This window comes from Nonomuraea sp. NPDC049758, assembly GCF_040674635.1.
GTDB lineage: Bacteria > Actinomycetota > Actinomycetes > Streptosporangiales > Streptosporangiaceae > Nonomuraea.
Window position 1 is genome coordinate 274,091 of sequence record NZ_JBFAMZ010000005.1, and the last position, 25,301, is coordinate 299,391.

General features: G+C 72.1%; 26 protein-coding genes and 1 riboswitch. Of the genes, 17 read left to right on the forward strand and 9 right to left on the reverse strand.

All coding sequences use genetic code 11. The features are described 5' to 3' along the window. Window positions 1-14: 14 nt before the first annotated feature. The 8 genes from AB0J46_RS15545 (at window position 15) to AB0J46_RS15580 (ending at window position 8,086) form a co-directional block, all read left to right on the forward strand. Complete coding sequence (locus AB0J46_RS15545) at window positions 15-230, forward strand: DUF3040 domain-containing protein (protein WP_358294011.1); 216 nt, start codon at window positions 15-17, stop codon at window positions 228-230. Between the two features lie 104 nt (window positions 231-334). Further along, window positions 335-1,750 (forward strand): amino acid permease, encoded by a 1,416-nt coding sequence (locus AB0J46_RS15550; RefSeq protein WP_364331547.1) that lies wholly within the window; start codon window positions 335-337, stop codon window positions 1,748-1,750. After that, window positions 1,747-2,991, forward strand: coding sequence for an arginine deiminase (locus AB0J46_RS15555; protein ID WP_364331550.1), 1,245 nt, complete (start codon window positions 1,747-1,749; stop codon window positions 2,989-2,991). The genes AB0J46_RS15550 and AB0J46_RS15555 overlap by 4 nt, the downstream gene beginning before the upstream one ends. Before the next feature lie 44 nt (window positions 2,992-3,035). After that, a complete protein-coding gene (argF, locus tag AB0J46_RS15560; RefSeq protein ID WP_364331553.1) occupies window positions 3,036-4,040 on the forward strand; it encodes an ornithine carbamoyltransferase in 1,005 nt (334 codons plus the stop codon). Continuing rightward, a complete protein-coding gene (arcC, locus tag AB0J46_RS15565) occupies window positions 4,041-4,976 on the forward strand; it encodes a carbamate kinase (protein ID WP_364331556.1) in 936 nt (311 codons plus the stop codon). It begins immediately after the preceding gene. 25 nt (window positions 4,977-5,001) lie between these two features. Further along, window positions 5,002-6,423: an amino acid permease gene (locus AB0J46_RS15570; protein ID WP_364331559.1), complete on the forward strand. Its 1,422-nt coding sequence runs from the start codon at window positions 5,002-5,004 to the stop codon at window positions 6,421-6,423. Window position 6,424: 1 nt separating this feature from the next. After that, complete coding sequence (locus AB0J46_RS15575) at window positions 6,425-7,291, forward strand: universal stress protein (protein WP_358294021.1); 867 nt, start codon at window positions 6,425-6,427, stop codon at window positions 7,289-7,291. 300 nt (window positions 7,292-7,591) lie between these two features. Further along, window positions 7,592-8,086, forward strand: a complete 495-nt coding sequence (locus AB0J46_RS15580; protein ID WP_026214021.1) for a transcriptional regulator — start codon at window positions 7,592-7,594, stop codon at window positions 8,084-8,086. A 309-nt stretch (window positions 8,087-8,395) separates the two neighbouring features. On the opposite strand, the gene AB0J46_RS15585 is transcribed toward AB0J46_RS15580, so the two are convergent. The 3 genes from AB0J46_RS15585 to AB0J46_RS15595 form a co-directional block, all read right to left on the reverse strand. Beyond that, on the reverse strand, window positions 8,396-8,782 hold the full coding sequence (locus tag AB0J46_RS15585) for an SAV_6107 family HEPN domain-containing protein (RefSeq protein WP_364331563.1): 387 nt from the start codon (window positions 8,780-8,782) through the stop codon (window positions 8,396-8,398). Window positions 8,783-9,314: 532 nt separating this feature from the next. Then, entirely contained in the window at window positions 9,315-9,506 is a 192-nt protein-coding gene (locus tag AB0J46_RS15590; RefSeq protein ID WP_357705325.1) for a (4Fe-4S)-binding protein, read from the reverse strand. A 6-nt stretch (window positions 9,507-9,512) separates the two neighbouring features. After that, complete coding sequence (locus AB0J46_RS15595; protein ID WP_364331566.1) at window positions 9,513-10,685, reverse strand: cytochrome P450; 1,173 nt, start codon at window positions 10,683-10,685, stop codon at window positions 9,513-9,515. Between the two features lie 91 nt (window positions 10,686-10,776). Here AB0J46_RS15595 and AB0J46_RS15600 point away from each other — a divergent pair, with 91 nt between their 5' ends. Both AB0J46_RS15600 and AB0J46_RS15605 read left to right on the forward strand, forming a co-directional pair. Next, window positions 10,777-11,376, forward strand: a complete 600-nt coding sequence (locus tag AB0J46_RS15600; RefSeq protein WP_364331569.1) for a TetR/AcrR family transcriptional regulator — start codon at window positions 10,777-10,779, stop codon at window positions 11,374-11,376. 162 nt (window positions 11,377-11,538) lie between these two features. Then, window positions 11,539-12,042 carry a hypothetical protein gene (locus AB0J46_RS15605; RefSeq protein WP_364331572.1) on the forward strand — a complete coding sequence of 168 codons (504 nt, stop codon included), beginning with the start codon at window positions 11,539-11,541 and terminating at the stop codon, window positions 12,040-12,042. Here the strand turns inward: AB0J46_RS15605 and AB0J46_RS15610 are convergent. Next, complete coding sequence (locus tag AB0J46_RS15610) at window positions 12,025-13,806, reverse strand: hypothetical protein (RefSeq protein ID WP_364331575.1); 1,782 nt, start codon at window positions 13,804-13,806, stop codon at window positions 12,025-12,027. The genes AB0J46_RS15605 and AB0J46_RS15610 overlap by 18 nt on opposite strands. 77 nt (window positions 13,807-13,883) lie before the next feature. Next, complete coding sequence (locus AB0J46_RS15615) at window positions 13,884-14,711, reverse strand: L,D-transpeptidase family protein (RefSeq protein WP_364331578.1); 828 nt, start codon at window positions 14,709-14,711, stop codon at window positions 13,884-13,886. Between the two features lie 99 nt (window positions 14,712-14,810). Here AB0J46_RS15615 and AB0J46_RS15620 point away from each other — a divergent pair, with 99 nt between their 5' ends. Beyond that, window positions 14,811-15,287 carry a YbaK/EbsC family protein gene (locus tag AB0J46_RS15620; protein WP_364331581.1) on the forward strand — a complete coding sequence of 159 codons (477 nt, stop codon included), beginning with the start codon at window positions 14,811-14,813 and terminating at the stop codon, window positions 15,285-15,287. Window positions 15,288-15,297: 10 nt separating this feature from the next. Beyond that, window positions 15,298-15,861 carry a GNAT family N-acetyltransferase gene (locus AB0J46_RS15625; RefSeq protein ID WP_364331584.1) on the forward strand — a complete coding sequence of 188 codons (564 nt, stop codon included), beginning with the start codon at window positions 15,298-15,300 and terminating at the stop codon, window positions 15,859-15,861. Between the two features lie 205 nt (window positions 15,862-16,066). Here AB0J46_RS15625 and metF read toward each other — a convergent pair whose 3' ends face one another. Beyond that, window positions 16,067-16,987 (reverse strand): methylenetetrahydrofolate reductase [NAD(P)H], encoded by a 921-nt coding sequence (gene metF, locus AB0J46_RS15630; RefSeq protein WP_364331587.1) that lies wholly within the window; start codon window positions 16,985-16,987, stop codon window positions 16,067-16,069. Between the two features lie 85 nt (window positions 16,988-17,072). On the opposite strand from metF, the gene AB0J46_RS15635 reads away from it, so the two are divergent. Next, entirely contained in the window at window positions 17,073-18,140 is a 1,068-nt protein-coding gene (locus tag AB0J46_RS15635) for a polyprenyl synthetase family protein (RefSeq protein WP_364331590.1), read from the forward strand. Between the two features lie 116 nt (window positions 18,141-18,256). On the opposite strand, the gene thiE is transcribed toward AB0J46_RS15635, so the two are convergent. Genes thiE through AB0J46_RS15650 form a run of 3 tightly spaced genes read right to left on the reverse strand, consistent with a single transcriptional unit; the run spans window position 18,257 to window position 20,462 of the window. Beyond that, window positions 18,257-18,910 (reverse strand): thiamine phosphate synthase, encoded by a 654-nt coding sequence (gene thiE / locus AB0J46_RS15640; RefSeq protein ID WP_364331593.1) that lies wholly within the window; start codon window positions 18,908-18,910, stop codon window positions 18,257-18,259. Further along, window positions 18,888-19,262, reverse strand: a complete 375-nt coding sequence (locus AB0J46_RS15645) for an Rv2175c family DNA-binding protein (protein WP_358294041.1) — start codon at window positions 19,260-19,262, stop codon at window positions 18,888-18,890. Before AB0J46_RS15645 ends, thiE begins: the two co-directional genes overlap by 23 nt. 30 nt (window positions 19,263-19,292) lie before the next feature. Next, the gene (locus tag AB0J46_RS15650; RefSeq protein WP_364331597.1) at window positions 19,293-20,462 is read right to left on the reverse strand and encodes an FAD-dependent oxidoreductase; all 1,170 of its coding nucleotides are present in this window, start codon (window positions 20,460-20,462) and stop codon (window positions 19,293-19,295) included. 52 nt (window positions 20,463-20,514) lie between these two features. Then, window positions 20,515-20,631, forward strand: a riboswitch (TPP riboswitch). Between AB0J46_RS15650 and AB0J46_RS15655 the strand changes: the two genes are divergently transcribed. The 4 genes from AB0J46_RS15655 to pknB all read left to right on the forward strand — a co-directional run bounded on the left by AB0J46_RS15655 (window position 20,621) and on the right by pknB (window position 25,294). Further along, window positions 20,621-22,177, forward strand: a complete 1,557-nt coding sequence (locus tag AB0J46_RS15655; protein WP_364331600.1) for an FAD-dependent oxidoreductase — start codon at window positions 20,621-20,623, stop codon at window positions 22,175-22,177. It overlaps the preceding riboswitch by 11 nt. Continuing rightward, on the forward strand, window positions 22,174-22,374 hold the full coding sequence (gene thiS, locus AB0J46_RS15660) for a sulfur carrier protein ThiS (protein ID WP_352331034.1): 201 nt from the start codon (window positions 22,174-22,176) through the stop codon (window positions 22,372-22,374). The genes AB0J46_RS15655 and thiS overlap by 4 nt, the downstream gene beginning before the upstream one ends. Further along, a complete protein-coding gene (locus tag AB0J46_RS15665) occupies window positions 22,367-23,122 on the forward strand; it encodes a thiazole synthase (RefSeq protein ID WP_358294047.1) in 756 nt (251 codons plus the stop codon). The genes thiS and AB0J46_RS15665 overlap by 8 nt, the downstream gene beginning before the upstream one ends. 246 nt (window positions 23,123-23,368) lie before the next feature. Next, on the forward strand, window positions 23,369-25,294 hold the full coding sequence (gene pknB / locus AB0J46_RS15670) for a Stk1 family PASTA domain-containing Ser/Thr kinase (protein WP_364331604.1): 1,926 nt from the start codon (window positions 23,369-23,371) through the stop codon (window positions 25,292-25,294). Window positions 25,295-25,301 lie beyond the last annotated feature (7 nt).

The following is a 25,301-nucleotide window of genomic DNA, read 5'->3' on the forward strand; positions in this document are numbered from 1 at the left end:
GGGGGAGGTTTCACATGGCGCTGTCGGCACGCGAGCAGTCGGTGCTCAAGGCCATCGCCCGGCAGGTCAGGGACGAGGACCCCGAGCTGTTCGCGGCCATGTCCCGGCACGGCGCTCCCGCGTCGCTGGCCTGGCCGCTGGCGCTGATGGCGCTGTGCCTGGCGGTGTTCGCCGTCGTGCTGCTGCTGACGGGTTCACCCGACCCCCTGCCGCACGCCGTCATCAGGTAAAACCCCGCAACCTCCCGTGTCGGCGTCCTTCGCGTAGGGCACGTCCCCGAGGGCCGTACGCGCTCGGCGGCGGCTCTTCCTGGGGACTCGCGCGGGGGGCACGCATGGGGGAACCACGTCCGCCCTCCGACGGCGTGACCACGGCGGCGCGCGGCAGGCGCCCGGCGGCCGCCGGCGGCCTCGGCCTCGGCGCGGCCGTCGCGCTGGTCATGGGGAACGTCGTGGGCACCGGCATCTTCCTGCTGCCCGCCTCGCTGGCCGCGTTCGGCACGGTGAGCCTGGTCTCCATGGTCCTGGTCACCGCGGGCGCCATCGCGATGGCGATCGTCTTCGGCCGCCTGGGCGGGCGCATCCCGGCGGCGGGCGGCCCCTACGCCTACGCGCGCGAGGCGTTCGGGGAGTTCGCCGGGTTCTGGATCGCCTGGTCGTTCTGGCTGACCGCGTGGATCGGCAACGCGGCCATCGCCGTGGCCTGGGTGGGCTACGTCCAGTACCTGGCCCATGGGCTGTTCGGGCTCAACTGGGGCAGCACCCTCGGCGCGATCCTCATCGGCCTGACCGGGCTGTGGATCCCGGCCGTGGTCAACCTGGCCGGCGTGCGCAACGCGGCCGCCTTCCAGGTGGTCACCACGATCCTGAAGTTCACCCCGCTGCTGTTCGTGGCGATCGTGGGCCTGTTCTTCGTGCACCAGGACAACTACCCGCCGTTCAACGCCAGCGGCGGCGGCTGGGTCTCGGCCGTCTCCCTGGCCGGGGCGGTCACGCTGTTCATCTACTCGGGCGTGGAGAGCGCCGCCATCGCGGCCGACCGGGTCAAGGACCCCGTCCGCACCATCGGCCGGGCCAGCGTCATCGGCGTGCTGGCCTGCGCCGTCATGTACATCCTGAGCACGGTCGCCGTGATGGGCACCGTGCCGCAGGAGGAGCTCGTCGGGTCCACCGCGCCCTTCGCCGCGGCGCTGGACCACATGTTCGGCGGCACCGGCGGCGGGCTGCTCATGGCGGCCTGCGCCGTCGTCTCCGGCATCGGCGCGCTCAACGGGTGGACCCTGCTGGTCGCCGAGATGCCGCTGGCCGCCGCCAAGGACGGCCTGTTCCCGCCCGCCTTCTCCGTGGTCTCCCGGCGCGGCGCGCCCCTGACGGGCATCCTGGCCGGGACCGTCCTGACCTCGCTCATGCTGCTGGTGGGCTACGCCTCCGCCAACGCCTTCGACACGATCGTGCTGCTGGCCTCCTTCACCACGGTCATCCCCTACTTCTTCTCGGCCGCCGCGCAACTGTTCTGGCTGGTCACCCGGGAACGGCGGATCGACCGCGGGCGACTGGCCCGCGACCTGGCCGTCGCGGTGCTCGCGCTGCTGTTCTCGTTCTGGATGGCGTACGGCTCGGGGCCCCCCGCCGTGCTCGGCGGGACGCTGATGTTGTTGGTCGGCGTGCCCGTCTACATCTGGCTGAAGGCCAGGCACGGCGAGTACGGCCCGCGTGATGTCCGGCGCGCTGAGGGGATATCTGAAAAATGACCTTTCATGTCGATTCAGAGGTCGGCCGACTGCGCCAGGTCCTGCTGCACAAGCCGGAGCTGGCCCTCAAGCGGCTGACCCCCAGCAACAAGGACGCCTTCCTGTTCGACGACGTGCTGTGGGTGCAGCGCGCGGTGGAGGAGCACGAGGAGTTCGAGCGGGTGCTGCGCGGGCGCGGCATCGTCGTCCACATGCTGGCCGACCTCCTGCGCGACGTGGTCGACATCCCCGAGGCCCGCAAGCACATCCTGGACGCGGTCATCGACGAACGCTGGCTCGGCCCGACCGCCATCGACGACATCCGCAACACCCTCGACGGCATGGACGCCGGCACCCTGCAGATGCACCTGACCGGCGGCATCACCAAGCGCGAGCTGGTCGCGATGGGCTGCGACCCCAAGTCGGTGGCCTTCCACACCACGGCCGACGACGACTTCGTCCTGCCGCCGCTGCCCAACCACCTGTTCACCCGCGACACCTCCTGCTGGATCTACGACGGCGTGTCGATCAACGCGATGCGCAAGAAGGCCCGCATGCGCGAGACGGTCAACCTGGAGGCCGTCTACCGGTTCCATCCGATGTTCGCCGCCGGCTTCGACCGGCCCTACGAGGGCGGCTTCCACTGCTGGCTGCCCGGTCACGCGATGGCCCCGGCGACCCTGGAGGGCGGCGACGTGCTGGTCATCGGGCGCGGCGCGGTGCTGGTCGGGATGAGCGAGCGCACCCAGCCGCAGGCGGTCGAGATGCTGGCCCAGCGGCTGTTCGCCGCCGGGTCCGCGACCCGGATCGTGGCGCTGGACATGCCGAAGGCGCGCGCGTTCATGCATCTCGACACGGTCATGACCATGCTCGACGTCGGGGTGTTCACCAAGTACGCCGGGCTCGGGATGTTGCCGACGTACACGATCGAGCCGGGCGAGACCTCCAAGGAGCTGAGGGTCACCGACCACCCGCCCCAGGACATGCACAAGGCCATCGCCCGCGCCCTCGACATGGACGACATCACCGTCCTGACCCCCCACCAGGACGTGTACGCCGCCGAACGCGAGCAGTGGGACGACGGCTGCAACGGCCTGGCCGTCGAGCCCGGCGTCGTCATCGCCTACGAGCGCAACACCACCACGAACAACCACCTGCGCGACAACGGCATCGAGGTCATCACCATCCGGGGCAGCGAGCTCGGCAGAGGGCGCGGCGGCCCGCGGTGCATGAGCTGCCCGCTGGAGCGCGACGGCATCTAGCGGACGTCCGGCCGGCACCCGGACGGCCACAGGGAAGGGGCGACATGGCGTTCAACCTGCGCAACCGCAGTTTCCTCAAGGAACTGGACTTCACGCCGGAGGAGTTCGGCTTCCTGCTGCACCTGTCGGCGGAGCTGAAGGCCGCCAAGTACGCCGGGATCGAACGGCAGCGGCTCAAGGGCAAGAACATCGCGCTCATCTTCGAGAAGACCTCCACCCGCACCCGCTGCGCGTTCGAGGTGGCCGCCCACGACCAGGGGGCGCACGTCACCTACCTCGACCCGGCCGGCTCGCACATCGGGCACAAGGAGTCGGTCAGGGACACCGCCCGGGTGCTGGGCCGCATGTTCGACGGCATCGAGTACCGGGGCAGCAAGCAGTCCTACGTCGAGGACCTGGCGGCGCTGTCCGGCGTGCCGGTGTGGAACGGCCTGACCGACGAGTGGCACCCCACGCAGATGCTGGCCGACATGCTCACCGTCCAGGAGCACAGCGACAAGCCGCTGCGCGAGGTGTCCCTGGCCTACCTGGGGGACGCGCGCAACAACACCGGCCATTCGCTGCTGGTCACCGGCGCGCTGCTCGGCCTGGACATCCGGCTGGTCACCCCGGCCGCGCTGCGGCCCGACCGGGACCTCGCGGTACGGCCCGCCGAGGAGCTGGCCAGGTCCACCGGCGCCCGGATCACCATCACCGAGGACGTGGCCGAGGGCGTCAGGGGCGCCGACTTCCTCTACACCGACGTGTGGGTCTCGATGGGCGAGCCGAAGGAGGTGTGGGACGAGCGGATCGAGCTGCTGCTGCCGTACCAGGTGAACGACGACGTCGTCCGGGCCACCGGCAATCCGGACGTGAAGTTCATGCACTGCCTGCCCGCCTTCCACAACCGGGAGACCGGCGTCGGCGCCGACATCCACGCCAGGACCGGCCTGGAGGCCCTGGAGGTGACCGACGAGGTCTTCGAGTCGCCGCGCTCCATCGTCTTCGACGAGGCCGAGAACCGGCTGCACACCATCAAAGCGGTCATGGTCGCAACCCTGGGGGACTGAATGCGGGTCATCGTCGCACTCGGCGGCAACGCGGTGCTCAAGCGCGGCCAGAAGCCGGACGCCGACGTGCAGAGGGACAACGTCGCCACCGCCGTCAGGACGCTGGCACAGCTGGCCGGCGAGCACGAGCTGGTCATCACCCACGGGAACGGCCCCCAGGTCGGCATGCTGGCGCTGGAGAGCGCCGCGGACCCGAACCTGAGCCGGCCCTATCCCTTCGACACGCTCGGCGCGCAGACGCAGGGCATGCTCGGCTACTGGATGCAGCAGGCGCTGCAGAACGCCCTGCCCGGCCGGCAGGTGCTCGCCATGGTCACCCAGACCCTGGTCAGCGCCGTCGACCCGGCCTTCGACGACCCCACCAAGTTCGTCGGCCAGATCTACGAGGAGGACGAGGCCCGCAAGCTGGCCGCCGAGTACGGCTGGACGGTCAAGCCCGACGGCGACCACTGGCGCCGCGTCGTCCCCTCCCCCACGCCGCAGCGCATCGTGGAGACCCGGCTGATCCGCAAGATGGTCCGCGAGGGCGTCGTGGTGGTCTGCGCGGGCGGCGGCGGCATCCCGGTCGTGCGGGACGCGCGCGGCCGGCTGGCGGGCGTCGAGGCCGTCATCGACAAGGACCTGACCGCCTCGATGCTGGCCGAGGCGCTGGAGTGCGACGCCTTCCTCATCCTGACCGACGTCCCGCGGGTGTACCGCGACTTCGGCGCCCCCGGCCAGAGCGAGATCGCCTGCACCACCCCGCACGAGCTGCGCGGCCTGCGCTTCCCGGCCGGGTCGATGGGCCCCAAGGTCGAGGCGGTGTGCCGGTTCGTCGAGACGACCGGCGACATGGCCGCCATCGGCAGGCTGGACGAGGCGAAGGACATACTCGCCGGTTCCGCGGGCACGATTGTCACGCCCAACGGGATGTGGCCGTTGACCAGCACCCTCTAGGAGACCGACCCGCTAGGAGACCGACGTGACACTGGCCGCGCGGCTGCTGCGCACCAAGCCGACCGAGCGCATCGTGGCCGAGGGCGGGCTGGGCGAGGGCGGCGAGCTGCGGCGCACGATGACGTTGTGGCAGCTGACGCTGTTCAGCGTGGGCGCCACGCTGGGCACCGGCATCTTCGTCATCCTCGGCCAGGCGGTGCCCAAGGCGGGGCCGGCGGTGGTGCTGGCGTTCGTGCTGGCGGCCATTACGGCGTTGTTCTCGGCCCTGTCGTACGCCGAGCTGGCCGGGACGATCCCGGTGTCCGGGTCGTCCTACTCCTACGCGTACGCGACGCTGGGCGAGCTGGTGGCCTGGGTGTGCGGCTGGTGCCTCATGCTGGAGTACGCCGTGTCCGTCGCCGCCGTGGCCGTGGGCTGGGGCGAGTACCTCAACGCGTTCCTGCGCAGCCTGTTCGGCTGGACGCTGCCCGAGGCGATCACCCGCTCCCCCGGCCAGGACGGCGGCGTGGTCAACGTCACCGCGATCCTCATCGTGCTCCTGGCCACCTGGCTGCTGCTCTACGGGGCCTCGGAGTCGGCCAAGGCCAACGCGGTGTTCGTGCTGATCAAGATCGCGGTGCTGGTGTTCTTCTGCGTGGTGGCGTTCACGGCGTTCCAGTCCGCGAACTTCACCCCGTTCGCGCCACTCGGGGTGGCCGGGATCACGGCGGCGGCCTCGCAGGTGTTCTTCTCCTACATCGGCTTCGACGCCGCCTCCACCGCCGGCGAGGAGGCCAGGAACCCCAAGCGCGACCTGCCGCTGGCCATCCTGCTGTCCCTGCTCATCGTCACCGCCGTGTACGTCCTGGTCGCCGTGGCCGCCATCGGGGCCAAGCCGTGGACCGAGTTCGACCCGGAGAGCACCGAGGCGAGCCTGTCGCGGATCGTCGACCAGGCCACCGGCGCCACCTGGCCGGGCGTGATCGTCTCCTTCGGCGCGGTGATCGCCATCGCCAGCGTCGTGCTCACGGTCATCTACGGCCAGACCCGCATCCTGTTCGCGATGTCCCGCGACGGGCTCATCCCCCGGATCTTCCAGCGGGTGAACCCGCGCCACCAGGTGCCGGTCGCCAACACGCTGATCGTGGCCCTGTTCATCTCGGTCCTGGCCGGGCTGGTGCCGCTCGGCCAGCTCGCCGAGGCCACCAGCATCGGCACGCTGTTCGCCTTCCTCATCGTCAACGTCGGCGTGCTGGTCCTGCGCTACCGCAGCCCGGAGCTGCCGCGCAGCTTCCGCACGCCGCTCTTCCCCCTCACCCCGGCGCTCGGCGCGGTCTTCTGCGTCATCGTGATGGCCGGGCTGGCCGGCGTCACCTGGGCCGCCTTCGGCCTGTGGATGCTGGTCGGCCTGATCTGCTATTTCCTGTACGGCTACGGGCATTCACGGCTGAATGCCGAGGTGCGGTGACATGAAGTTCGACAAGGTGCTGGCCGGGTACATCGCCGAGCCGCGCGGCGGGGACGGGCTCGCGCTGGCCGTCGTGCTGACCCGGCAGACCGGGGGCAGCCTGACGGTCGCGACCGTCCAGCCGCCCGTGACGACCACGCCGGGCCCCGCCCGCGCCGACGAGGGCGCCTGGCGCTCCTACCTGCGCGAGCAGGCCGAGACCGCGCTGGCGCGGGCCCGCGAGCTGGCCGGCGACCAGGCCGAGTACGTGCGCCACACCAACAAGGGCAGCGGGCGCGGCCTGGTGGAGGTGGCCCGCAGGCGCGGCGCCGACGTCGTGGTCATCGGCTCGGCGCCCGGCGGCACCCGGTCCCGCATCACCGTCGGCAGCACCGCCGACCAGCTCCTGCACTCCTCGCCGGTGCCCGTGCTGCTGGCCCCGCGCGGCTACGGCGACGACCCGCCGGCCGCGTTCGAGCGCATCACCGTCGCCTACCGCCGCGGGCCCGGCGCCGACGCCGCCGTCCGGGGCGCGGCCAAGGCCGCGGTCACCCTGGACATCCCGCTGCGGCTGGTCACCCTGGTGGTCAGGACCGGCCGCCGCGTCCAGGTCGAGGAGGACATGCTCGTACGGCTGCGCGACCAGGCCGCCGCGGACCTGCGCGCGGCGGCGCGGGGGCAGCGGCGCAGGCTTCAGGTCGAGGTGGAGCTCCTGGAGGGCCGGAACGTGGCACAGGCGCTCGGCACGACCACGTGGCTGCCGGGAGAGCTGCTCGTGTGCGCCTCCAGCGACGCCGGGCCGCTGCGCCGGGTCTTCCTGGGCGACACGTCCATCAAGATCGTCCAGGCCGCGACCTGCCCGGTCATGATTCTGACCCGCGAGACCTGACGCTCGATTTCACTCGTCAAACTATGACGAAGTAGTGTTGCCACCGGTACAAGAGGGGCGTTTGTTGCGTTCCCTCCCGGACCGGATTCGGCATCTTTTTTCCAATCAGCTTGACCTTAGGCTCCCACCCCTTTACCGTCACTGTGCGTAACCACACCGCGCGGCGTTCTGGGGTAAACCCAGGGCCACGGCTACCGATGGTGCCGAGCCTGGCACCGTACCCCCCGGTGGCTGGGGCATATGCCGCAAGGGAGCACAATCTACTAAGAGCGATACATACGAGAGCCGGGGGGCCACACGATGCCGTCTGAGTACGCAAAGTCGCTGGGTGCACGACTCCGCGCCATCCGCACCCAGCAGGGGCTGTCCCTGCATGGAGTCGAAGAGAAGTCGCGCGGCAGGTGGAAAGCCGTGGTCGTGGGCTCTTACGAGCGTGGCGACCGAGCTGTCACCGTGCAGAAACTTGCCGAGCTTGCCGACTTCTACGGGGTGCCCGTCTCCGAGCTGCTGCCCGGAGGCGCCGCGCCGAGCCCGCTCGGGCCCACTCCCAAGCTTGTGATCGACCTGGAGCGCCTGGCGACACTGCCGAAGGAGAAGGCCGGAGCGCTTGCCCGTTACGCCGCCACCATTCAGAGCCAGCGTGGCGACTACAACGGCAAGGTCCTGTCGATCCGCCAGGAGGACCTGCGTTCGTTGGCTGTGATCTATGACAAGTCGCCGAGCGAGTTGACCGAGGAGCTCATCAGCTGGGGCGTGCTCGACGCAGAGGCGCGCCGGGCCGTCGAGTCCTTCTAGAACCCACCGCTTCACCCCCGAAGGGCCCGCCAATTCCCCTGGCGGGCCCTCCGTCGTACCACCCCGAAAATGAACTTTCAATTATTCGGCAAACGCGACAAAGGGCCCGAATCCCCAAAACCGATGTGACACGCCTGGGCATGGCGAGAGCCGCATCCCGCCCCACAGGCGTCGCGGTCCGTCCTTCCCGGCCCCTTTTGGGCACACGTGTCAGCAACAGCCGCCTTGCTTACGTTCATCGGCCTTGCTGGACCCCGCCACCCGCGCTCTTCCGCGCGGCGGCGTCGCCTGGAGAGCCGGGCGGCGGGGTCAGCCCGCCAGCGGCACGTCCACCGGGAGCTGGGGCTGGGCCGGGACGCCGAGCAGCTCTTCCACCGTCGAGACGAACGTCTCGGCCTCGGCCAGGATCTCGCCGGCGTCGGCCGCGCTGATGCCGCGGACCACGCCCGCCTCCGCGGCCGCGCGCTTGGCGGCGCTCACGGAGAAGTAGGCGGCCCACTCGGCGAGGTGCGGCTCGGCCTCGGGCAGCAGCTCCCACGCGCTGCGCAGACGGCGCCTGCGGCCCTCCATGGGACGGGGACGGGCGGCCAGGATCGCCGCAGCCGCACGAAGAGCCGCCAGGTGGGCGGCCACATATCGGGATGCCGGGGTGCGAGCGGCGGTCGCCTCCGCCAGGCAGGAACGTGAATCGGTCAAGTGTGCCCGAACCGCAGGCGACAGCCGGGGCCCGGGCGTTTCTCTAGGCCGTGGTGCCATCTTGCGCGCCTCCTTGGAGTCGTGGGCGGCGGCCGGCGTCTCCGCCGGTGAGGCCAACACTCTCAGACGCCACCGACATTTCCGCCGGGCCGGCCGGACGAGGAGCTTCCCCTCTCCCCGTCCGGCCAGGACACGCCCACTCGTCTCCGCCGACGACGAGGACGCGCCCTTCGCCCGTGGAGCCTGGCCACGGGAATCGCTTGGGGAAGCGAACGACCGCGGCCAGGCCCTTGGGTGACGTTGAGCCGCGAGCCTCACCGCCACTAGGTCGAACATAATTTCGATCACGCTCGGTGTCAACCTGTTCCACGAACACAGGTTCGATGACCATGGCGCGAAATGATCGATCCGTCCCGCGACGTCACTCCGTTCGGGCATGGGGATCGCCGCCCGCGAGGGCGCCAGAAGCGCACGAAGCCGCCGCCACCGGGGGCGGTGGCGGCGGCGGGACGGTCGGACCGGACGAGGCGGCTCAGGACACGGAGATGGCCCCCGACGGGCACAGGGACACCGCGCGCCGCACGGCCTCCTCCTGCCCTTCCTCGGGCACCTCGCGCAGCAGCACCACCGTGCCCTCGTCCTCACTCTGGTCGAACACCTCCGGCACCGTCAGGGCGCACATGCCCGCCCCGATGCACACCGTCGTATCCGCTGTGATCTTCATCGTGACCTACCAAGTGACAGGGAGGCGGTGCACTCCGTAGACGCTCATGTCCGAACGCATCGGCACCTCCTCAGGCGTTACGGCCAAGCGTAGGCCAGGCAGGCGCCGCAGCAGCGCCGGGTACGCGATGCGCATCTCGGCCCGGGCGAGCTGCTGCCCGAGGCACTGGTGGATGCCGTGGCCGAACGTCAGGTGCCCGCCGACCGGCCGGTGGACGTCGAGGCGGTCGGCGTCCTGGAAGCGGGAGGGGTCGCGGTTCACGGTGGGCAGGTGGAAGGCGATCGACTCGCCCGCCCTGACCAGGTGGCCCTCGATCTCGACGTCCTCCAGGGCGCTGCGCACCGGGCCGATGTGGATGATGGTGAGGTAGCGCAGCAGCTCCTCCACGCCGTTGTCCACCACCGAGGGGTCGTCGCGCATGGCGGCGAGCTGGTCGGGGTTGGTGAGCAGCGCGTACGTGCCCAGGCCCAGCATGTTGGCGGTGGTCTCGTGCCCGGCCAGCAGGAGCAGGAACGCGACCCCGGTCAGCTCCTCGTGGTTCAGCTCCCCGACGAGCCCGCTGAGCAGGTCGTCGGCCGGCTCGGCCCGCTTGCGGCCGATCAGCTCCGACAGGTACGCCCCGATCCTGGTGAACGCGGCCAGGGCGTCGTCGGCCTTGGTCTCCAGGTTGACCAGGATCTTGGTCTCCTCCTGGAACACCGCGCGGTCCTCGTACGGCACCCCGAGCAGCTCGCAGATCACCAGCGACGGGATCGGCAGCGCGAAGGACTGCACCAGGTCGGCGGGCGGCCCGGCGGCCTGCATGGCGTCGAGGCAGGAGTGGGTGATCTCCTCGATCCTGGGTTCGAGCGCCTTCATCCGCCGGACGGTGAACTGACCCATGAGCAGCTTGCGGTAGCGCGTGTGCTCGGGCGCGTCCATGCGCAGGAAGAACCCGGGCGGCAGTTCCCGCTGGAGCTGCACCCGGGCGGGCACGACGGGGTGCAGCCGCTCCGGACGGTTGCTGAAGCGGGGGTCGGCCAGGATCGCGCGGGCGGCCGAGTAGCCGGTGACCAGCCAGCCGAGGTGGCCGTCGGCGAAGGTCAGGCGGTGCATGGCGCCCTGTTGTCGCAGGGCCGTGGCTTCCTCGGGCGGATCGAACGGCCGCCGGCGGGCGACGGGAAAGGTCAGGTCGGACATGCTGGCTCCTTTCCGAGCTCACTCCCTAGAAAACCTCAACCGATGCAAAATTTCAATGCATGAAATTCGTAAATCGGTGTAGGGTTCCGTCATGGTAGGACTGCGGGAGCGCAAGAAGCAGCGCACGCGCCGGGCGCTGATCGAGGGCGCGCTCCGGCTGTTCGGCGAGAAGGGCTACGAGGAGACCACGCTGGCGGAGATCGCCGCCGCCGCCGAGGTCTCCACGCGCACCTTCTTCAGCTACTTCGCCAGCAAGGAGGACGTGCTGTTCTACGACTCCGAGCACCAGATCGAGCGCGCGCTGGCGTTCCTGTCCGCGCCCGCCCCCGGCCAGACGCCGGCCGACCTGCTGCGCGCCTTCATCGAGGACGCGCTCTCGACGTCGGACGACGGCCAGGCCACCTGGTCGGAGCAGACGGCGCTGCGCCTGGAGCTCATCATGCGCGAGCCGCCCCTCCAGGCACGGGCGCTGCACCTGCTGTTCGACAGCCAGCTCCGGCTGGCGGACGCGCTGGCGGCGGCCTATCCCGACCGGCTGGGCCGGGTCGAGGCGGCGGCCGCCGTGGGCTCGCTGATCGGCGCGGTGAAGCTGGCCGTGATGACCACGCTCAACGACGGCCTCCCGGTGGAGCAGACCCGCGACGCCGCCCGCCGGGCCGCCGACATCGCCCTCCACGGCCTCCCCCGCTGACCACCCTGCCCGCGCGGCCGAGGGTGGCGGGTGGCGGCGCGCGTCTGACAGGCTGTCGACGCGGGTGGCGGACAGCTGACGGTATCGGCCGTACGCGAATCGGCATGGGTGGCGGACAACCGGCGGATCGGCCGTACGGGACCGGCCGTGTGAGGGGGATCGGTGCGAGGACGGACGGGCACTCTCATCCTGCTGCTGTCGGGGCCGGTCCTGGCGGCGGCGTACGCGGCCGTCAACTACGCGGCCCTGCGCACGGCGTCGGGCGCGCGGGGCCCCGACCCGGCGGACCCGATGACCTCCGGCGGCCTGACGTCGCTGGGCTCGGACCTGTGGTGGATCGTCAGGGGCATCGCGCTGGTGGCGGGCGTCGCGGCCGTGGGGATCGCCGTGGTGGGCCTGCTGCTGGGCCGTGCGGCCCGGGGTCGCGGCGCGCTGCTGGTGTTGTCGGGCGTGCTCATCCTGCCGTACGCGCTGGGGCTCGCGGCGGCCGTCTACAACCCCGTGCCGCGGCTGCCCGGTTTCTACGACTATCCGGCCTTCGCCGACGCGCTCCCGCCGTACCAGTGGTTCTCGGCCCTGCTCCTGGTGGCGGCGGCCCTGGCCCAGGCCGTCGGCATGGTCCGCGCGTACACCGCGGCCCGGACGGCGTCACCGCCCCCGCGCTGACCCGCCGGGGCAGCGGTCGCTGACCCAGGTGGTCCAGCCCTGGCGGGTGCCGCCCGCGCCGGTCGCGGCCCACCCCGCGGGCGCCGGCCCTGAGTGGGGCGGGACGACGGCGGTGCAGACGCCGGCCGGCGGCGTGCCGTCGTAGAGCTCGGCCTCGGTCCAGGAGACGCGGTAGGCCAGGACGGCACGGATGTTCCACTTCACCCGCCGGTCCACGGCCACCCGTCCCGGGCCCGTGAGCACGGGGAGCCAGTCGGGCCCGGCGGCGGGCGCGGACTTCGGGGCCAGGTCGGCGGCGAAGACCAGGTTGACCGCCGCCAGCACGGCCAGGACCGCCGGCCATCCCCGGCGGGCGGTCAGCAGCGCCGCTGCCACCAGGCCCGCCAGCAGGGCGAGCGCCGCGAGGGAGGTGGCGACCAGGTCGAAGGAGTCCCGCACCCGGCTGAGGAAGATCACCTCGGGGAAGTCGAAGGCGATGAACGCGTACCGCTGGAGCCGGTCCCCCGCGAACCAGATCACCACGCCGCCGGTCGCCGCGAGCAGCCCGGCCGCCGCGAGCGCGTGCCGGACGACGGCCCCGCGGCCGGCCCTGGCCAGCACGAGCAGCCCGGCCAGGGTCCAGGCGAGCGCCACGCAGGCCAGGTAACGGCCGTAGGCGTAGTTGCCGATCCGGTGCTCGTCGGGGAGCGCGGCCGAGGAGGCGTAGGCGATGCCCAGGGTCGTGGCCAGCAGGACGGCCGCGAGCACGCGCCGCGGCCCCGGCGCCGACCGCCTGGCCACGACGGCGACGGCGCCCGCGAGCCCGACCCCGGCCAGCCCCCAGGTCCCGGCGATCAGGTACCAGAGCTGCCCGGCCGCCCCCGCCAGCGCCCACGCCTGCCCGTCGAGCCCGCTCACCCGCTCGGCCAGGAGGCCGGACAGGTCACGCGCCCCGCCCGGGTACAGCGCCGCGGACAACACCCGGTTGAGCGCCGTCGCCGCCCCCGCCGCCACCAGGGCGGCCACCAGCCCGGCTGCCGCGCCCCTGCGGCGCGCGATGGACAGCCCCGCCGTCGCCGTCCCGGCCGCCACGCCGCGGCGGCGCGCGAAGAACCTCCCCGCCGGGCCCCGGCGGCCCGCGATGAGCATCCCCGCCATCGCCAGCAGGGTCACCGCCAGGACGACGGTGCCGCGCAGGTGCACCGCCATGGCGTACCCCGCCAGGCCGCCCGCCAGCACCCCCGCCCTGACCGACCCCCTGGCCACGAGGTCGTGCAGCGCGACCAGCCAGGCCAGGACGAGGGTGGGCAGGACCGCGTCGGCCAGCGCCAGCCCCGAGAACAGCAGCAGCGACGGCGACAACCCGCCCGCGAACGCCGCCGCCATCGCCGCCCGCGGCCCCGTCCCCAGCCGCCGCAGCAGCAGGTACGCCAGCGGGAACGCCCCCGCCGCCACCATCGACCCCACCGCCACGACCAGCCGGTAGGCCACCACCGGATCCTGCGTGAACCAGAACACCGGCGTCAGCAGCAGCGGGTAGCCGCCCTGGTAGAAGGTGAAACCGGTCAGATCCGCCCCGGGCCCGCCGGCCAGCCACCGGGCGGCGATCAGGTATCCGGTCTCGTCCGGGTTGGCCACGGGCCCGGCGTGCTGCCGGAACAACCACAGCCGCAGCGCGACCTGCGCCACCCACCCGATCGCCAGCAACCACCACGAACGCGACCGGCTCCCGCGCCGCACGTACGGGGCAGGAGCCGGAACACGAGCTGCGAACGTCGTCGTCATGGAATTCCCCCTCAAGTCGGGGGAAGTCCAGCAAGAGGCGGATAACCCGGCCGTCACCGGATCCGGTTATGCGGACGTTACGCGCGCCTGAACGCGCCTCTCACATGCACCGGCACGCCCTTGCCGAGCAGGCCGGGCAGCACCTCGGCGACGTTCATCGGCATGCGCACGCAGCCGTGCGAGGCCGGGGAGAGCGGCACCGACAGCGCGCCGTGGAAGGCGATGCCGCCGTTGAAGAAGATCGGGTTGTAGAGCTGCCCCAGGTAGGACTTGTGCCAGCCGCTCGCCCGCCACGTCGTGCGGAAGTCGCCGGTCGGCGTGCGGGCCGAGCCGCAGAAGCGCTGCTCCTTGCCCTGCCAGGTGGTCGTCTCGCAGTACGGGACGCCGCTGCCGGAGGAGATGTGGGTGATGAGCCGCACCTGGCCATCGACGTACAGGACCATGATCTGCTTGGTCAGGTTGACCTCGGCGCGGGTCGGCTTGCCGTTGCCCACCAGCACCTTCGGGGTCTTCGGCTGCTCCAGCGCCTCCCACGTCCTGCGGGCGATCGTGCTGGTCGGCGTGATGCCGTTGACCTTCTGGAAGGCCCAGACGGCGGCGAGGGTGGTGCCGCCGTAACTGCCGTCGGCCTTGCCGGGCAGGTAGCCCAGAGCTGCCAGGCGCCGCTGCAGCCAGGTGACGGACGTGCCCTTCGCGCCCAGCTTCAGCGTCTTGCGCGGCGCCGTGACGGGCGCCGTGACGGGCGCCTTCGCCGGGCCTGCCTCGGCCCCCGCCGCGCCTGGCGTGCCGGACGCGCCGGTGATGGTCGTCGCGGCTGACAGGTCCGCCTGCGCGCCGCAGCCCGTGAGTACGACGGCCCCAGCCGTCAGCAGAGCAGCCACTCCGGGCAGCCGTCGAGCCCCCACCGGTACCACCTCTCATATCACGAACTATCCGGATCGATGGACCCTACACCACCCACCATGAACAGGTAATAAGCCGGTCAACCTGTTTAGAGTGTCCTCATGTCCGAGAAGTTGCCGGCGAACGCCGTCGTCGTGGAGGCCGCCCTGCGCGCGGCGGGCGCCACCGGAGAGATCGTCGTCCTGCCCGAGAAGGCCCCGACCGCGGCGACCGCGGCCGCCCAGCTCGGCTGTGAGGTGGGGGCGATCGCCAACAGCCTGATCTTCGACGCCGACGGCGCGCCGCTGCTGGTCCTGACCAGCGGCGCCCACCGGGTGGACGTCGAGCTCATCGCCCGTACGGCCGGCGTCGCCAAGGTGCGGCGGGCCACGCCGGAGTTCGTCAGGGCCGCGACCGGTCAGCCGATCGGCGGGGTGGCCCCCGTCGGCCATCCGGCCCCGGTCCGCACCCTGGTGGACAACTGGCTGAGCAAGCACGAGGTGGTGTGGGCGGCCGGCGGCCACCCGCTGACGGTGTTCCCGACGACGTTCGAGGAGTTGCTGGCGATCACCGGAGGCACTCCGGTCGACGTCGAGTAATGTGCGACGAGTGATCGAGTTTCGCGGGGCGGGCCCGGCCGAGTTCACCGAACGCCTGGACACGGTGATCGACATCTACACGGCGGCGATGAACCCGCCCCCCGAGCAGATCGCCGGCCGCAAGACCATCATGCGAAACCACGGCACATATCCCCATTTCCAGTGCTATTTCGCAGAATTGCGCGACCCGACCGGCGTGGCGCGCCCCCGGATCGTCGGCTTCGCGTACGGCTTCCGCGGCGCGACCGGCCAGTGGTGGCACGACGTGGTGAGCAGGGCGCTGGCCGACGAGGCGGGCGAGGAGGCCGCGCACGCCTGGATGGGCCACGCGTTCGAGCTGGCCGAGATCCACGTGCACCCCGACCACCAGGGCAAGGGCATCGGCCGGGCCATGATCCGGACCCTGTGCGCCGGTCGCGCCGAGCGCTCGGCGGTGTTGTCCACGCACGACCGCCCCACGGCCGCCCGTCACCTCTACGCCAGCATGGGCTTCGCCGACCTGCTGACCCGCTTCGTCTTCCCCGGCGGCCACGAGGAGTACGCGATCGTCGGCCGCCCACTCCCCCTCGACTGAGGGCGTCGCACATCACCGCAGGTAAAGCCGGTACTCGCAGGGTTTGCCAGGTCATGCCCGAGGGCATCTTCATGACAGAAAGTGACGGACACGTTACCGACTGGATACCACCCCCTGCCCGTCATCCGCCCGGTCCCCCTGCGGGCGGGTGACGGGCATCCGCATGGGCGGGGTCGGGCGATGGCGGGATCAGGCGGTGCCGGGATCAGGCGCTGGCGGCGACCGGCGTCAGGCGCTGGAACACCTCGCGCGAGGCGCTGGACCGGTTGAACGTGATGAAGTGGATGCCGGGCGCGCCCTCGTCGAGCAGACGCTGGCACAGCTCCGCACCGTGCTCGATGCCGAGCGCCCGCACCGCGGCCGGGTCGTCGGCGACCGCCTCGAAGCGGGCCGCCACCTCGGCCGGGAACGGCGCCCCCGACAGCTGCTCCGACCGCGCGATCGTGCTCATCTGCGTGACCGGCATGATGCACGGGATGATCGGCGTGTCACAGCCCTGGGCCGCCACCCGGTCGCGCAGCCGCAGGTAGTCGTCGGCCTGGAAGAACATCTGGGTGATCGCGTAGTCGGCCCCCGCGCGGCACTTGCGCACGAAGTACTCGGTGTCGGACTCGATCGACGGCGACCGCGGATGCTTGTACGGGAACGCCGCCACCCCCACGCAGAACTCGCCCGCCTGCCGGATGAGCCGCACCAGCTCCTCGGCGTAGAGCACGCCCTCGGGATGCCGCACCCACTCGGCGGTCGGGTCGCCGGGCGGGTCGCCGCGCACGGCCAGGATGTTGCGCACCCCCGCGTCGGCGAAGCGGCCGACCAGGTGGCGCAGCTCGCGCAGCGAGTGGTTGACCGCCGTGAAGTGCGCCACAGGGGTGAGCGTGGTGTCGTGGGCCAGGCGCTCGACGATGTCGACCGTGCGGTCGCGGGTCGAGCCGCCGGCCCCGTAGGTCACCGAGACGAACGTGGGGCGCAGGGACTCCAGCTCCCTGATCGCCTTCCACAGCTGCCGCTCGCCCTCGTCGGTCTTCGGCGGGAAGAACTCGAAGGAGAACGACCGGCCACCGGTGGCGAGCAGCTCGCGGACGGTGGGGACACGATCGGGCAGGATGGAGGGTCGACCAAGCGCCATGTCCCAAGCGTACAGGCCGGTGTCCGGGTCGGCCGCCCCTAGACCGGGGACCCGACCCCGAGTCCGCGCCCACTAGTCTCAAGGCATGACCACTGACGCCGCGAGCATGGACGCCCTGCGCACCCAGGTGGAGCGCGCCCTCGGGGAGTTCGTCGAACGGCAGCTGCCCGCCTCGGGCGACGCCGAGCTCGAACCGCTGCGCGCCGCCGCGGGCGACCTGCTGGCCGGCGGCAAGCGCCTGCGTCCCGCGTTCTGCTACTGGGGCTGGCGCGGCGCGGGCGGCACCGACGTGCCCGAGATCTTCACCGCCGCCGCGTCGCTGGAGCTGTTGCAGGCCAGCGCGCTCGTGCACGACGACGTGATGGACAAGAGCGACCTGCGCAGGGGCATGCCGGCCGCCCACCGCCGTTTCCAGTCCCTGCACGAGAAGGAGGGCTGGCACGGCTCGGCCGAGCAGTTCGGCGAGGGGGCCGCCATCCTGCTGGGCAACCTGCTGCTGGTGTGGTCGGGCGAGATGTGGCGCACCAGCGGCCTGCCGCCGGCGTCGCTGGCCGCCGCCCAGCCCGTCCACGATCACATGCGCACCGAGCTGATGTGCGGCCAGTACCTCGACCTGCTGGAGCAGGCCCACGGCGAGAACACCTTCGAGTCGGCGCTGCGGGTGGCGCTGTTCAAGAGCGGCAAGTACTCGGTGGAGCAGCCGCTCAGGCTCGGCCTGGTGCTCGCGGCCGGCGCGCTGGAGCCGTGGATGGACGAGCTGTGCACCGGCTACGGCCGCCGCGTCGGCATCGCCTTCCAGCTCAGGGACGACATCCTCGGCGTCTTCGGCGACCCGGCCCAGACCGGCAAGCCGGCCGGCGACGACCTGCGGGAGGGCAAGCGCACGATGCTGGTGGCCCGCACCCTGGCCGGGGCGGCTCCGGAGGCGGCCGCGACGGTGCGCAGGCTGCTCGGCGACCCCGGGCTCGACGAGGTCGGGGTGAGCGTCCTGCGCGAGATCATCACGGACAGCGGCGCGCTGCGGGAGTGCGAGGACCTGATCGCCGGCTATCTCACCGACGCGCTGGCCGCGCTCGACGAGGCGCCGGTCACCGCCGGGTCGCGCACGGCGCTGACCGAGCTGGCCATCGCCGCGACGTCCCGCAGGACCTGACCCCGGGGCCCCTGGTACCGGTGGCCGGCCTGAGCGGCCCGCGTCGGCAGGCGGCCTCGCCGTGGATTGCGGGCGCCCGTCGTGGACGGGCGCCCGATCGTGTCAGGGGGTCAGTGTCAGGGGGTCAGGCGTTTGGCGAACTCGGCCGCCGCCGCTCCCGGGTCCTCCGCGTCGGTGATCGCGCGCACGACCACCACGCGGCTCACGCCGTACGACATGACCTCGTCGAGGTTGGTGAGGTCGATGCCGCCGATCCCGAACCACGGCCGCGGCGCGGCCGACCCCGGGACCGGTCCCAGTGAGGCCGCGTGCCGAAGCAGCGCCGGGCCGGGCGCGTGGCGGCCCGGCTTGGTCGGCGTGGGCCAGATCGGGCCGCAGCAGAAGTAGTCGACGCCCTCCTCCACGGCCGCGGCGGACGCCTCGGCGACGGAGTGGGTGGACCGGCCGATGACGATGTCGTCGCCGAGCATCTCTCGCGCGACCGTCACGGGAAGGTCGTCCTGCCCCAGGTGGAGCACGTCGGGCCGGGCGGCGAAGGCGATGTCCGCCCGGTCGTTGACGGCCAGCAGCTTGCCGTGCCGGTCGCAGGCGTCGCGGAAGACTTCCAGGAGCGCGAGTTCTTCGCGTGCCTCCAGGCCCTTCTCCCGCAGCTGGATGATGTCCACGCCGCCGGCCAGCACCGAGTCGAGGAACTCTGCCAGGTCGCCGCGGTCGCGGCGGCCGTCGGTGCAGAGATAGAGGCGGGCCTCAGAAAGCGAGGGCCTGGGCACGCCGCTTGACCTCCGTGTGACGGCCGGCCTTGATCGCCTCGATGGGCGACCCCGGCAGGGACTCGTCTGGGGTGAAGAGCCAGCGCAGCGACTCGATGTCGTCGTAGCCGGCGTCCTGCAACACGGTCAGTGTGCCGGGCAGGCCCTTCATCACGTCCTTCCCGTCGAGGAACACCGCGGGAACCTGTGGCCCGCCGCCGCCACGGCGCACGCCGAGCAGCTTGTGGTCCTTGAGGAGTTGCTTGGCCCGCCCGATCGAGAGGTCGAGGCGTGAGGCCACTTCGGGGAGAGTGAGCCACTCGTCGACGAGCTGGTCGGTCTCCCGGTCGATCTGTGCAACAGAAAGCGTCACGAAACCACAACTACCACATGCCGTCCTTGCTCAAACAACACAATCCCGTAGGGGGACCTCTGGATCTACCAGGCGTTCTGTGTCGAGGCGATGCCCGCCTTCGATGATCCTACGGCCCTGCACGTAGTCCCGGGGCCGGTCGACGGCGAGCACGGCGGCGAGGGTGTCGCCGGACGTCAGCCAGACGGCCGACCACTTGCCCTCGGGCTCGCCCCGGTAGAGCAGCCGGTCGCCGGAGGGGTGGTGGCCGATGTACTGGACCATGTGGCCGAACTGCTCGGACCAGAAGTAGGGGGCCGGGTCGTAGACGGCCTCCTCCCCCAGCAGGGTCGCGGCGGCGACCTCGGGCGAGCCGAGCGCGGTGTCCCAGTGCTCGACGCGCAGCCGGACGCCGTAGCGGCGCGACCACCAGGCCGCGCAGTCGCCCGCGGCGACCACGTTCGGCATGGACGTGCGCAGGTGCTCGTCGGTGACGACGCCGTTGTGCAGGTCGATGTCGGAGCCGGCCAGCCACTCGACGGCCGGGCGCACCCCGATGCCCGTGACGACCACGTGCGCCTGGACGAACTCGCCGCCCACCAGCCGCACGCCGCCCTCGTCCACCTCGTCGACCATGGTGTTCAGGCGCAGGTCGATGCCGTCGTACCAGTGTCGCGTGCGGGCGCCGATCTCCGGGCCCACGGCGTTGGCCAGTGGGGTGGGGCCGGCCTCGATCACGGTCACCGAGCAGCCGGCCTTGCGGGCGGCGGTGGCGACCTCGGCGCCGATCCAGCCGGCGCCGATGATCGCCACGTGGGCCCCGGCCACGAGCCCGGCGCGCAGCTCGTGGGCGTCGTCGAGGGTGCGCAGGACGTGCTGGTGGCCGTCGCCGGGCACGGTGATCGGCTCGGTGCCGGTGGCGATCACGAGGCCGTCGTAGCCGAGCTCGCCCTCGGTCGTCTCCACGACGCCCTCGCGCAGGGCCTTGGCCGTGACGCCGGGCCAGAAGTCGACCTCCAGCGCGTCGAGGTCGGCCTCCAGGAAGCTCGAGTCGGCCGCGCCGGACAGCACGGCCTTGGACAACGGCGGACGGTCGTAGGGCCGATGGCGCTCCTGGCCGATCAGCGTGATCCGTCCGGTGAAGCCGCGCCCGCGCAGCGCCTCCGCGCTGCGCAGCCCGGCCAGGCCCGCTCCCACCACTACGACATGGTTCACGTTCATGACCATAACGGGGGCGGTGCCGGCACGTCGCGCCGAGGCCGTAGGCTGGAGGCGCAAGACGCGCGGGAGTCCGGCCGTCACCGGGCTGAGAGGAAGGCTTGAACGGGCCTTCGACCGCAAGACACCTGATCCGGATCATGCCGGCGAAGGGAGCGCGGATGAATGTGATCGTGGGCGGCGGGGTCGTCGGGTTGTCGATCGCCTGGCGGCTGGCCCGCGAGGGGCTGCCCGTCACGGTGGTCGATCCGGCCCCGGGGCGCGGCGCGTCCTACGCGGCGGCCGGGATGCTGGCGCCCGTCAGCGAGGTCGCCTACACCGAGGAGCCGCTGCTGCGGCTGGGGGCCGCCTCGCTGAGCCGATGGCCGTCCTTCGCCGCCGAACTGGCCGCCGACGCGGGCCTCGGTGCGGGCCTCGGGCCAGGTCTCGGCGCGGGCCTGAGCGGCGGTCCCAATGGCGGTCCCGGTGGCGGTCCCGGTGGCGTGGCCGGGGCGAGGGCCGGTGAGGCGTTCGGGGGCGCGTTCGGGGTGATCGGGCCGGAGGGGGCCGCTGGTCGTGCGCTCGACCTGCGCGCCGACGGCACGCTCGACGTCGCCTTCGGGGCCGACGACCTCGCGGCGCTCGACGACCTGGCGGCGTTCATGGACAAGCTGGGGCTGCGGGTCGAGCGGCTGACCGGGCGCGAGTGCCGCCGTCTGGAGCCCATGCTGGCCCCTTCGGTGCGCGGCGGGCTGCTGGCCCCCGGTGACGCCTGGGTCGATCCGCGCCGGGTCACGGCGGCGCTGCTGGCCGCGCTCGACCGGCTGGGCGTGCCCGTGGTGCGGGCGCGGGTGACCGGCCTGCTGCGCGACGGCGCCGCCGCTCCAGGCGCCGCGACCGGTGCTGGGACCGGCTCGGGGCCCAGCGCTGGGATCGGCGCTGGGACAAGCGGTGCAGCAAGCGCTGGGACAGGCGGTGTGGCAGGACCTGTGGCGGGAGCTGCGACAGGTGCTGTGACGGGGGTGCGGCTTGAGCCCGTACCCGGTCAGCCTGAGCCGGCGGTGCGGGAGATCGCGGCCGAGCGGGTGGTGCTGGCCGCCGGGGCGTGGAGCGGGCAGCTGGCCGACGTGCCCGTCCGGCCGGTCAAGGGGCAGATCATGCGGTTGCGCTCGCCGCAGCCGCTGCTCGGCCGGTGCGTACGCGGGATGGTGCACGGCGCGCCCGTCTACCTCGTCCCCAGGGGCGACGGCGAGCTGGTGCTCGGGGCGACCCAGGAGGAGCTGGGGTTCGACACCCGGGTGACCGCGGGCGGGCTCTACGAGCTGCTGCGCGACGCCAGGGAGCTGGTGCCGGGCGTCACCGAGCTGGAGGTCGCCGACGTGGTCGCCGGGCTGCGTCCGGGCACCCCTGACAACCTGCCGATCATCGGGGCGGGCGAGGTCCCCGGGCTGGTGCTGGCGACCGGCCACCACCGGGGCGGGGTGCTGCTGGCCCCCCTGACGGCGGCCCTGGTCACGTCGGCGATGCTGGCACCGTCCGCGACGCCCTCGGCCGCGACGTCGAGGCCCGCGACGGCGGCCTCGACAACGGCCCAGACAGGCACACAGCCAGCGGTACAGACAACCACACAGCCAGCGGCTCGGGCGGTAAGGCTTTCGACGGGCGCGGGGATTCTGACGGGTGAGGAGGGCGAGCTGGCCGCGCTGTGCTCGCCCGCGAGATTTCGGGATATTTCATGATTGTGACGATCAACGGCGCCGCACACGAGGTGGCCGACGGCACCACCGTGGCCCAGGCCGTACGGACGCTGACCACCGCCACCACCGGCGTGGCCGTGGCCGTGAACGACGAGGTGGTGACGCGGAGCTCGTGGGAGACGACGGCGCTCGGCGACCGCGACCGCGTCGAGGTGCTGACGGCGGTGCAGGGTGGATGAGCTGATCATCGCCGGGGAGAAGTTCGCCTCCCGGCTCATCATGGGCACCGGCGGCGCGCCCTCCCTGGAGGTGCTCGACCAGGCCCTGGTCGCCTCGGGCACCGAGCTGACCACGGTGGCCATGCGGCGGCTCGACCCCGGCGCCCGCGGCTCGGTCCTCGACGTGCTGCGCCGCCGCGACATCAAGGTGCTGCCGAACACCGCGGGCTGCTTCACCGCGGGCGAGGCCGTGCTGACGGCCCGGCTGGCCCGCGAGGCCCTGGGGACGAACTGGGTCAAGCTTGAGGTCATCGCCGACGAGCGCACGCTGCTGCCCGACCCGATCGAGACGTTCGACGCGGCCGAGCGGCTGGTGGCCGACGGGTTCGTGGTGCTGCCGTACATCGGCGACGACCCGGCGCTGGCGCGGCGGCTGGAGCAGGCCGGCTGCGCGGCGGTGATGCCCTTGGGCGCGCCGATCGGCTCGGGGCTCGGGATCAGGAACCCGCACAACATCGAGCTCATCGTGGAGTCCGCCGGGGTGCCGGTGATCCTCGACGCCGGCATCGGCACGGCCAGCGACGCCGCCCTGGCCATGGAGCTGGGCTGCGACGCGGTGCTGCTGGCCACGGCGGTCACCCGGGCGCAGCGGCCCGAGCTCATGGCCTCGGCGATGAGGGCGGCCGTGACGGCCGGACGCCAGGCGCGGCAGGCGGGCCGGATCCCGCGCCGGCGCTACGCCGAGGCGTCCTCTCCGACGACCCCCTAGAGACGCCCCCGAGGCGCCCGGGAGAGGCCCCGGAGGCGCCCGGGAGACGCCCTGAAGATCCTCCCTGGAGATCTCCTCTGCGATCCCCTCTGAAGATCCCCTCGGAGATCCCTATGAGACGCCCGGAGGGACCGGCTCACGCCGGCCCTTCCGCCGGTCGGGGCCGCTCTCGCGAGAACGTCTCCGCATCGGTTTCGGGCGCGCGGGCCCTGCCGGTGGCAAAACGCCCGTAAACTCAGGGGGGTGGTGGATAAGACGACTGCGGACCCCCTGGTCGGGCGGCTCCTCGATGGGCGTTACCGCATCGAGAGCCGGATCGCCCGGGGCGGTATGGCGACCGTCTACCTGGCGCTCGACGTCCGGCTGGATCGCACTGTCGCGTTGAAGGTCATGCACCGCTCGCTCGCCGAGGATCCGGCGTTCGTCCGCAGGTTCATCGGCGAGGCCAAGTCGGTGGCCAGCCTGTCCCACCCCAACGTGGTGCACGTCTTCGACCAGGGCACCGACACCGACGTCGTCTACCTGTCGATGGAGTACGTGCCGGGCCGCACGCTGCGCGACATCCTGCGCGAGCGCGGCAGGCTGCCCGCCCGCGAGGCGCTGGAGATCATGATCCCGGTGCTGGCCGCCCTGGGCGCGGCCCACCAGGCCGGGATGGTCCACCGCGACGTGAAGCCCGAGAACGTGCTGATGACCGACGACGGCCGGGTCAAGGTCGTCGACTTCGGGCTGGCCAGGGCGATCGAGGCGACCAACCAGACCCGTACCGGCGTGATGATCGGCACGATCGGCTACATGTCGCCCGAGCAGGTCACCACCGGCGGCGCCGACGTGCGCAGCGACGTCTACGCCGCGGGCATCATGCTGTTCGAGCTGGTGACCGGGCAGCAGCCCTACGACGGCGAGACGCCGATGTCGGTGGCCTACCGGCACGTGCACGACACGGTGCCGCCGCCGTCGTCGCTGGTGCCCGAGGTGCCGCCGCTGATCGACACGCTGGTCGGGCACGCCACGGCCCGCGAGCCCCACGACCGCCCGGCCGACGCCACGGCGATGCTGGTCGAGGCGGTCGACGCCCACCGGATGCTGCCCCGGCTGAGCACCCCGCCGGCCATGACGGCCGTGTTCAACCAGTCGATGCCGCCGCGGCCGAGCGGCGCGGGCGCCCCGTCGATGCCGCTGGCCGCGCCGGCGCACACGCTGATCCAGCCGCGCGCCGAGGTGACGCCGCCGGTGTCGCCGCCGCCGTCCAGGCGTTCGTTCAGGCCCAACTGGTTCCTGGTCACGCTCGCCGCGGTGATGGTCGTCGCGGTGGCGCTGACCGGCTGGTACTTCTCCCAGACCAAATACGTGCAGGTGCCCGACCTCGTCGGCCAGAACGTGGTGGTCGCCGAGCGCACCGCCACGAGCAAGGGCTTCAAGGTCAACAAGGTCGCCGGCGAGTACAACGAGGACACCGCCGAGGGGCTGGTGCTGCGTACCGACCCCGAGGGCAAGGCCGAGGTGGAGAGCGGCAGCACGATCACGCTGGTGCCCTCGCTCGGCCCCAAGCGGGTGATCGTCCCCAGCGTCAGGGGCCTGACCAGCGACGAGGCGCGCGTCAAGATCGCCGAGGCCGGGCTCACCGTGGGCAGCGTCAAGCGCCTGCCCAACGGCGAGGTCGAGCGGAACAAGGTGATCCGCAGCTCCCCCGAGGCCGGCGAGAAGGTCAAGGAGGGCGCGAAGGTCGGCATCTTCGTGAGCGCCGGCATGGTGATGCCCGACGTGACCGGCATGCCGAAGGACGAGGCCGCCGCCTACCTCGGCGGCCAGGGCTTCGCGGTGCAGGTCAACGAGGTCGACGACGACGCCGAGCCGTGCACGGTCATCGCCCAGGCGCCGAAGGCCAAGTCCGAGGTCGACAAGGGCACCCCCGCGATGATCACGGTGGCGCGCTGCCAGACCGACTTCTGGGACTGGTTCAAGGGCGACAACGAGGCCCGCGACGACCAGGAGTTCCGCCTGGTGCCCGCGGTCATCGGCAAGAACGTCAAGGACGCCAAGTCGGAGCTGGAGTCGCTGGGCTTCCACGTGCGGGTCCAGCGGCTGGCCAACGGCGGCGTCGTGCAGTACCAGCGGCCGTTACCGAACAGTGAGCGGCCGCCCGGCGCGACGGTCTTCCTCTGGCAGTAGTGCGCCT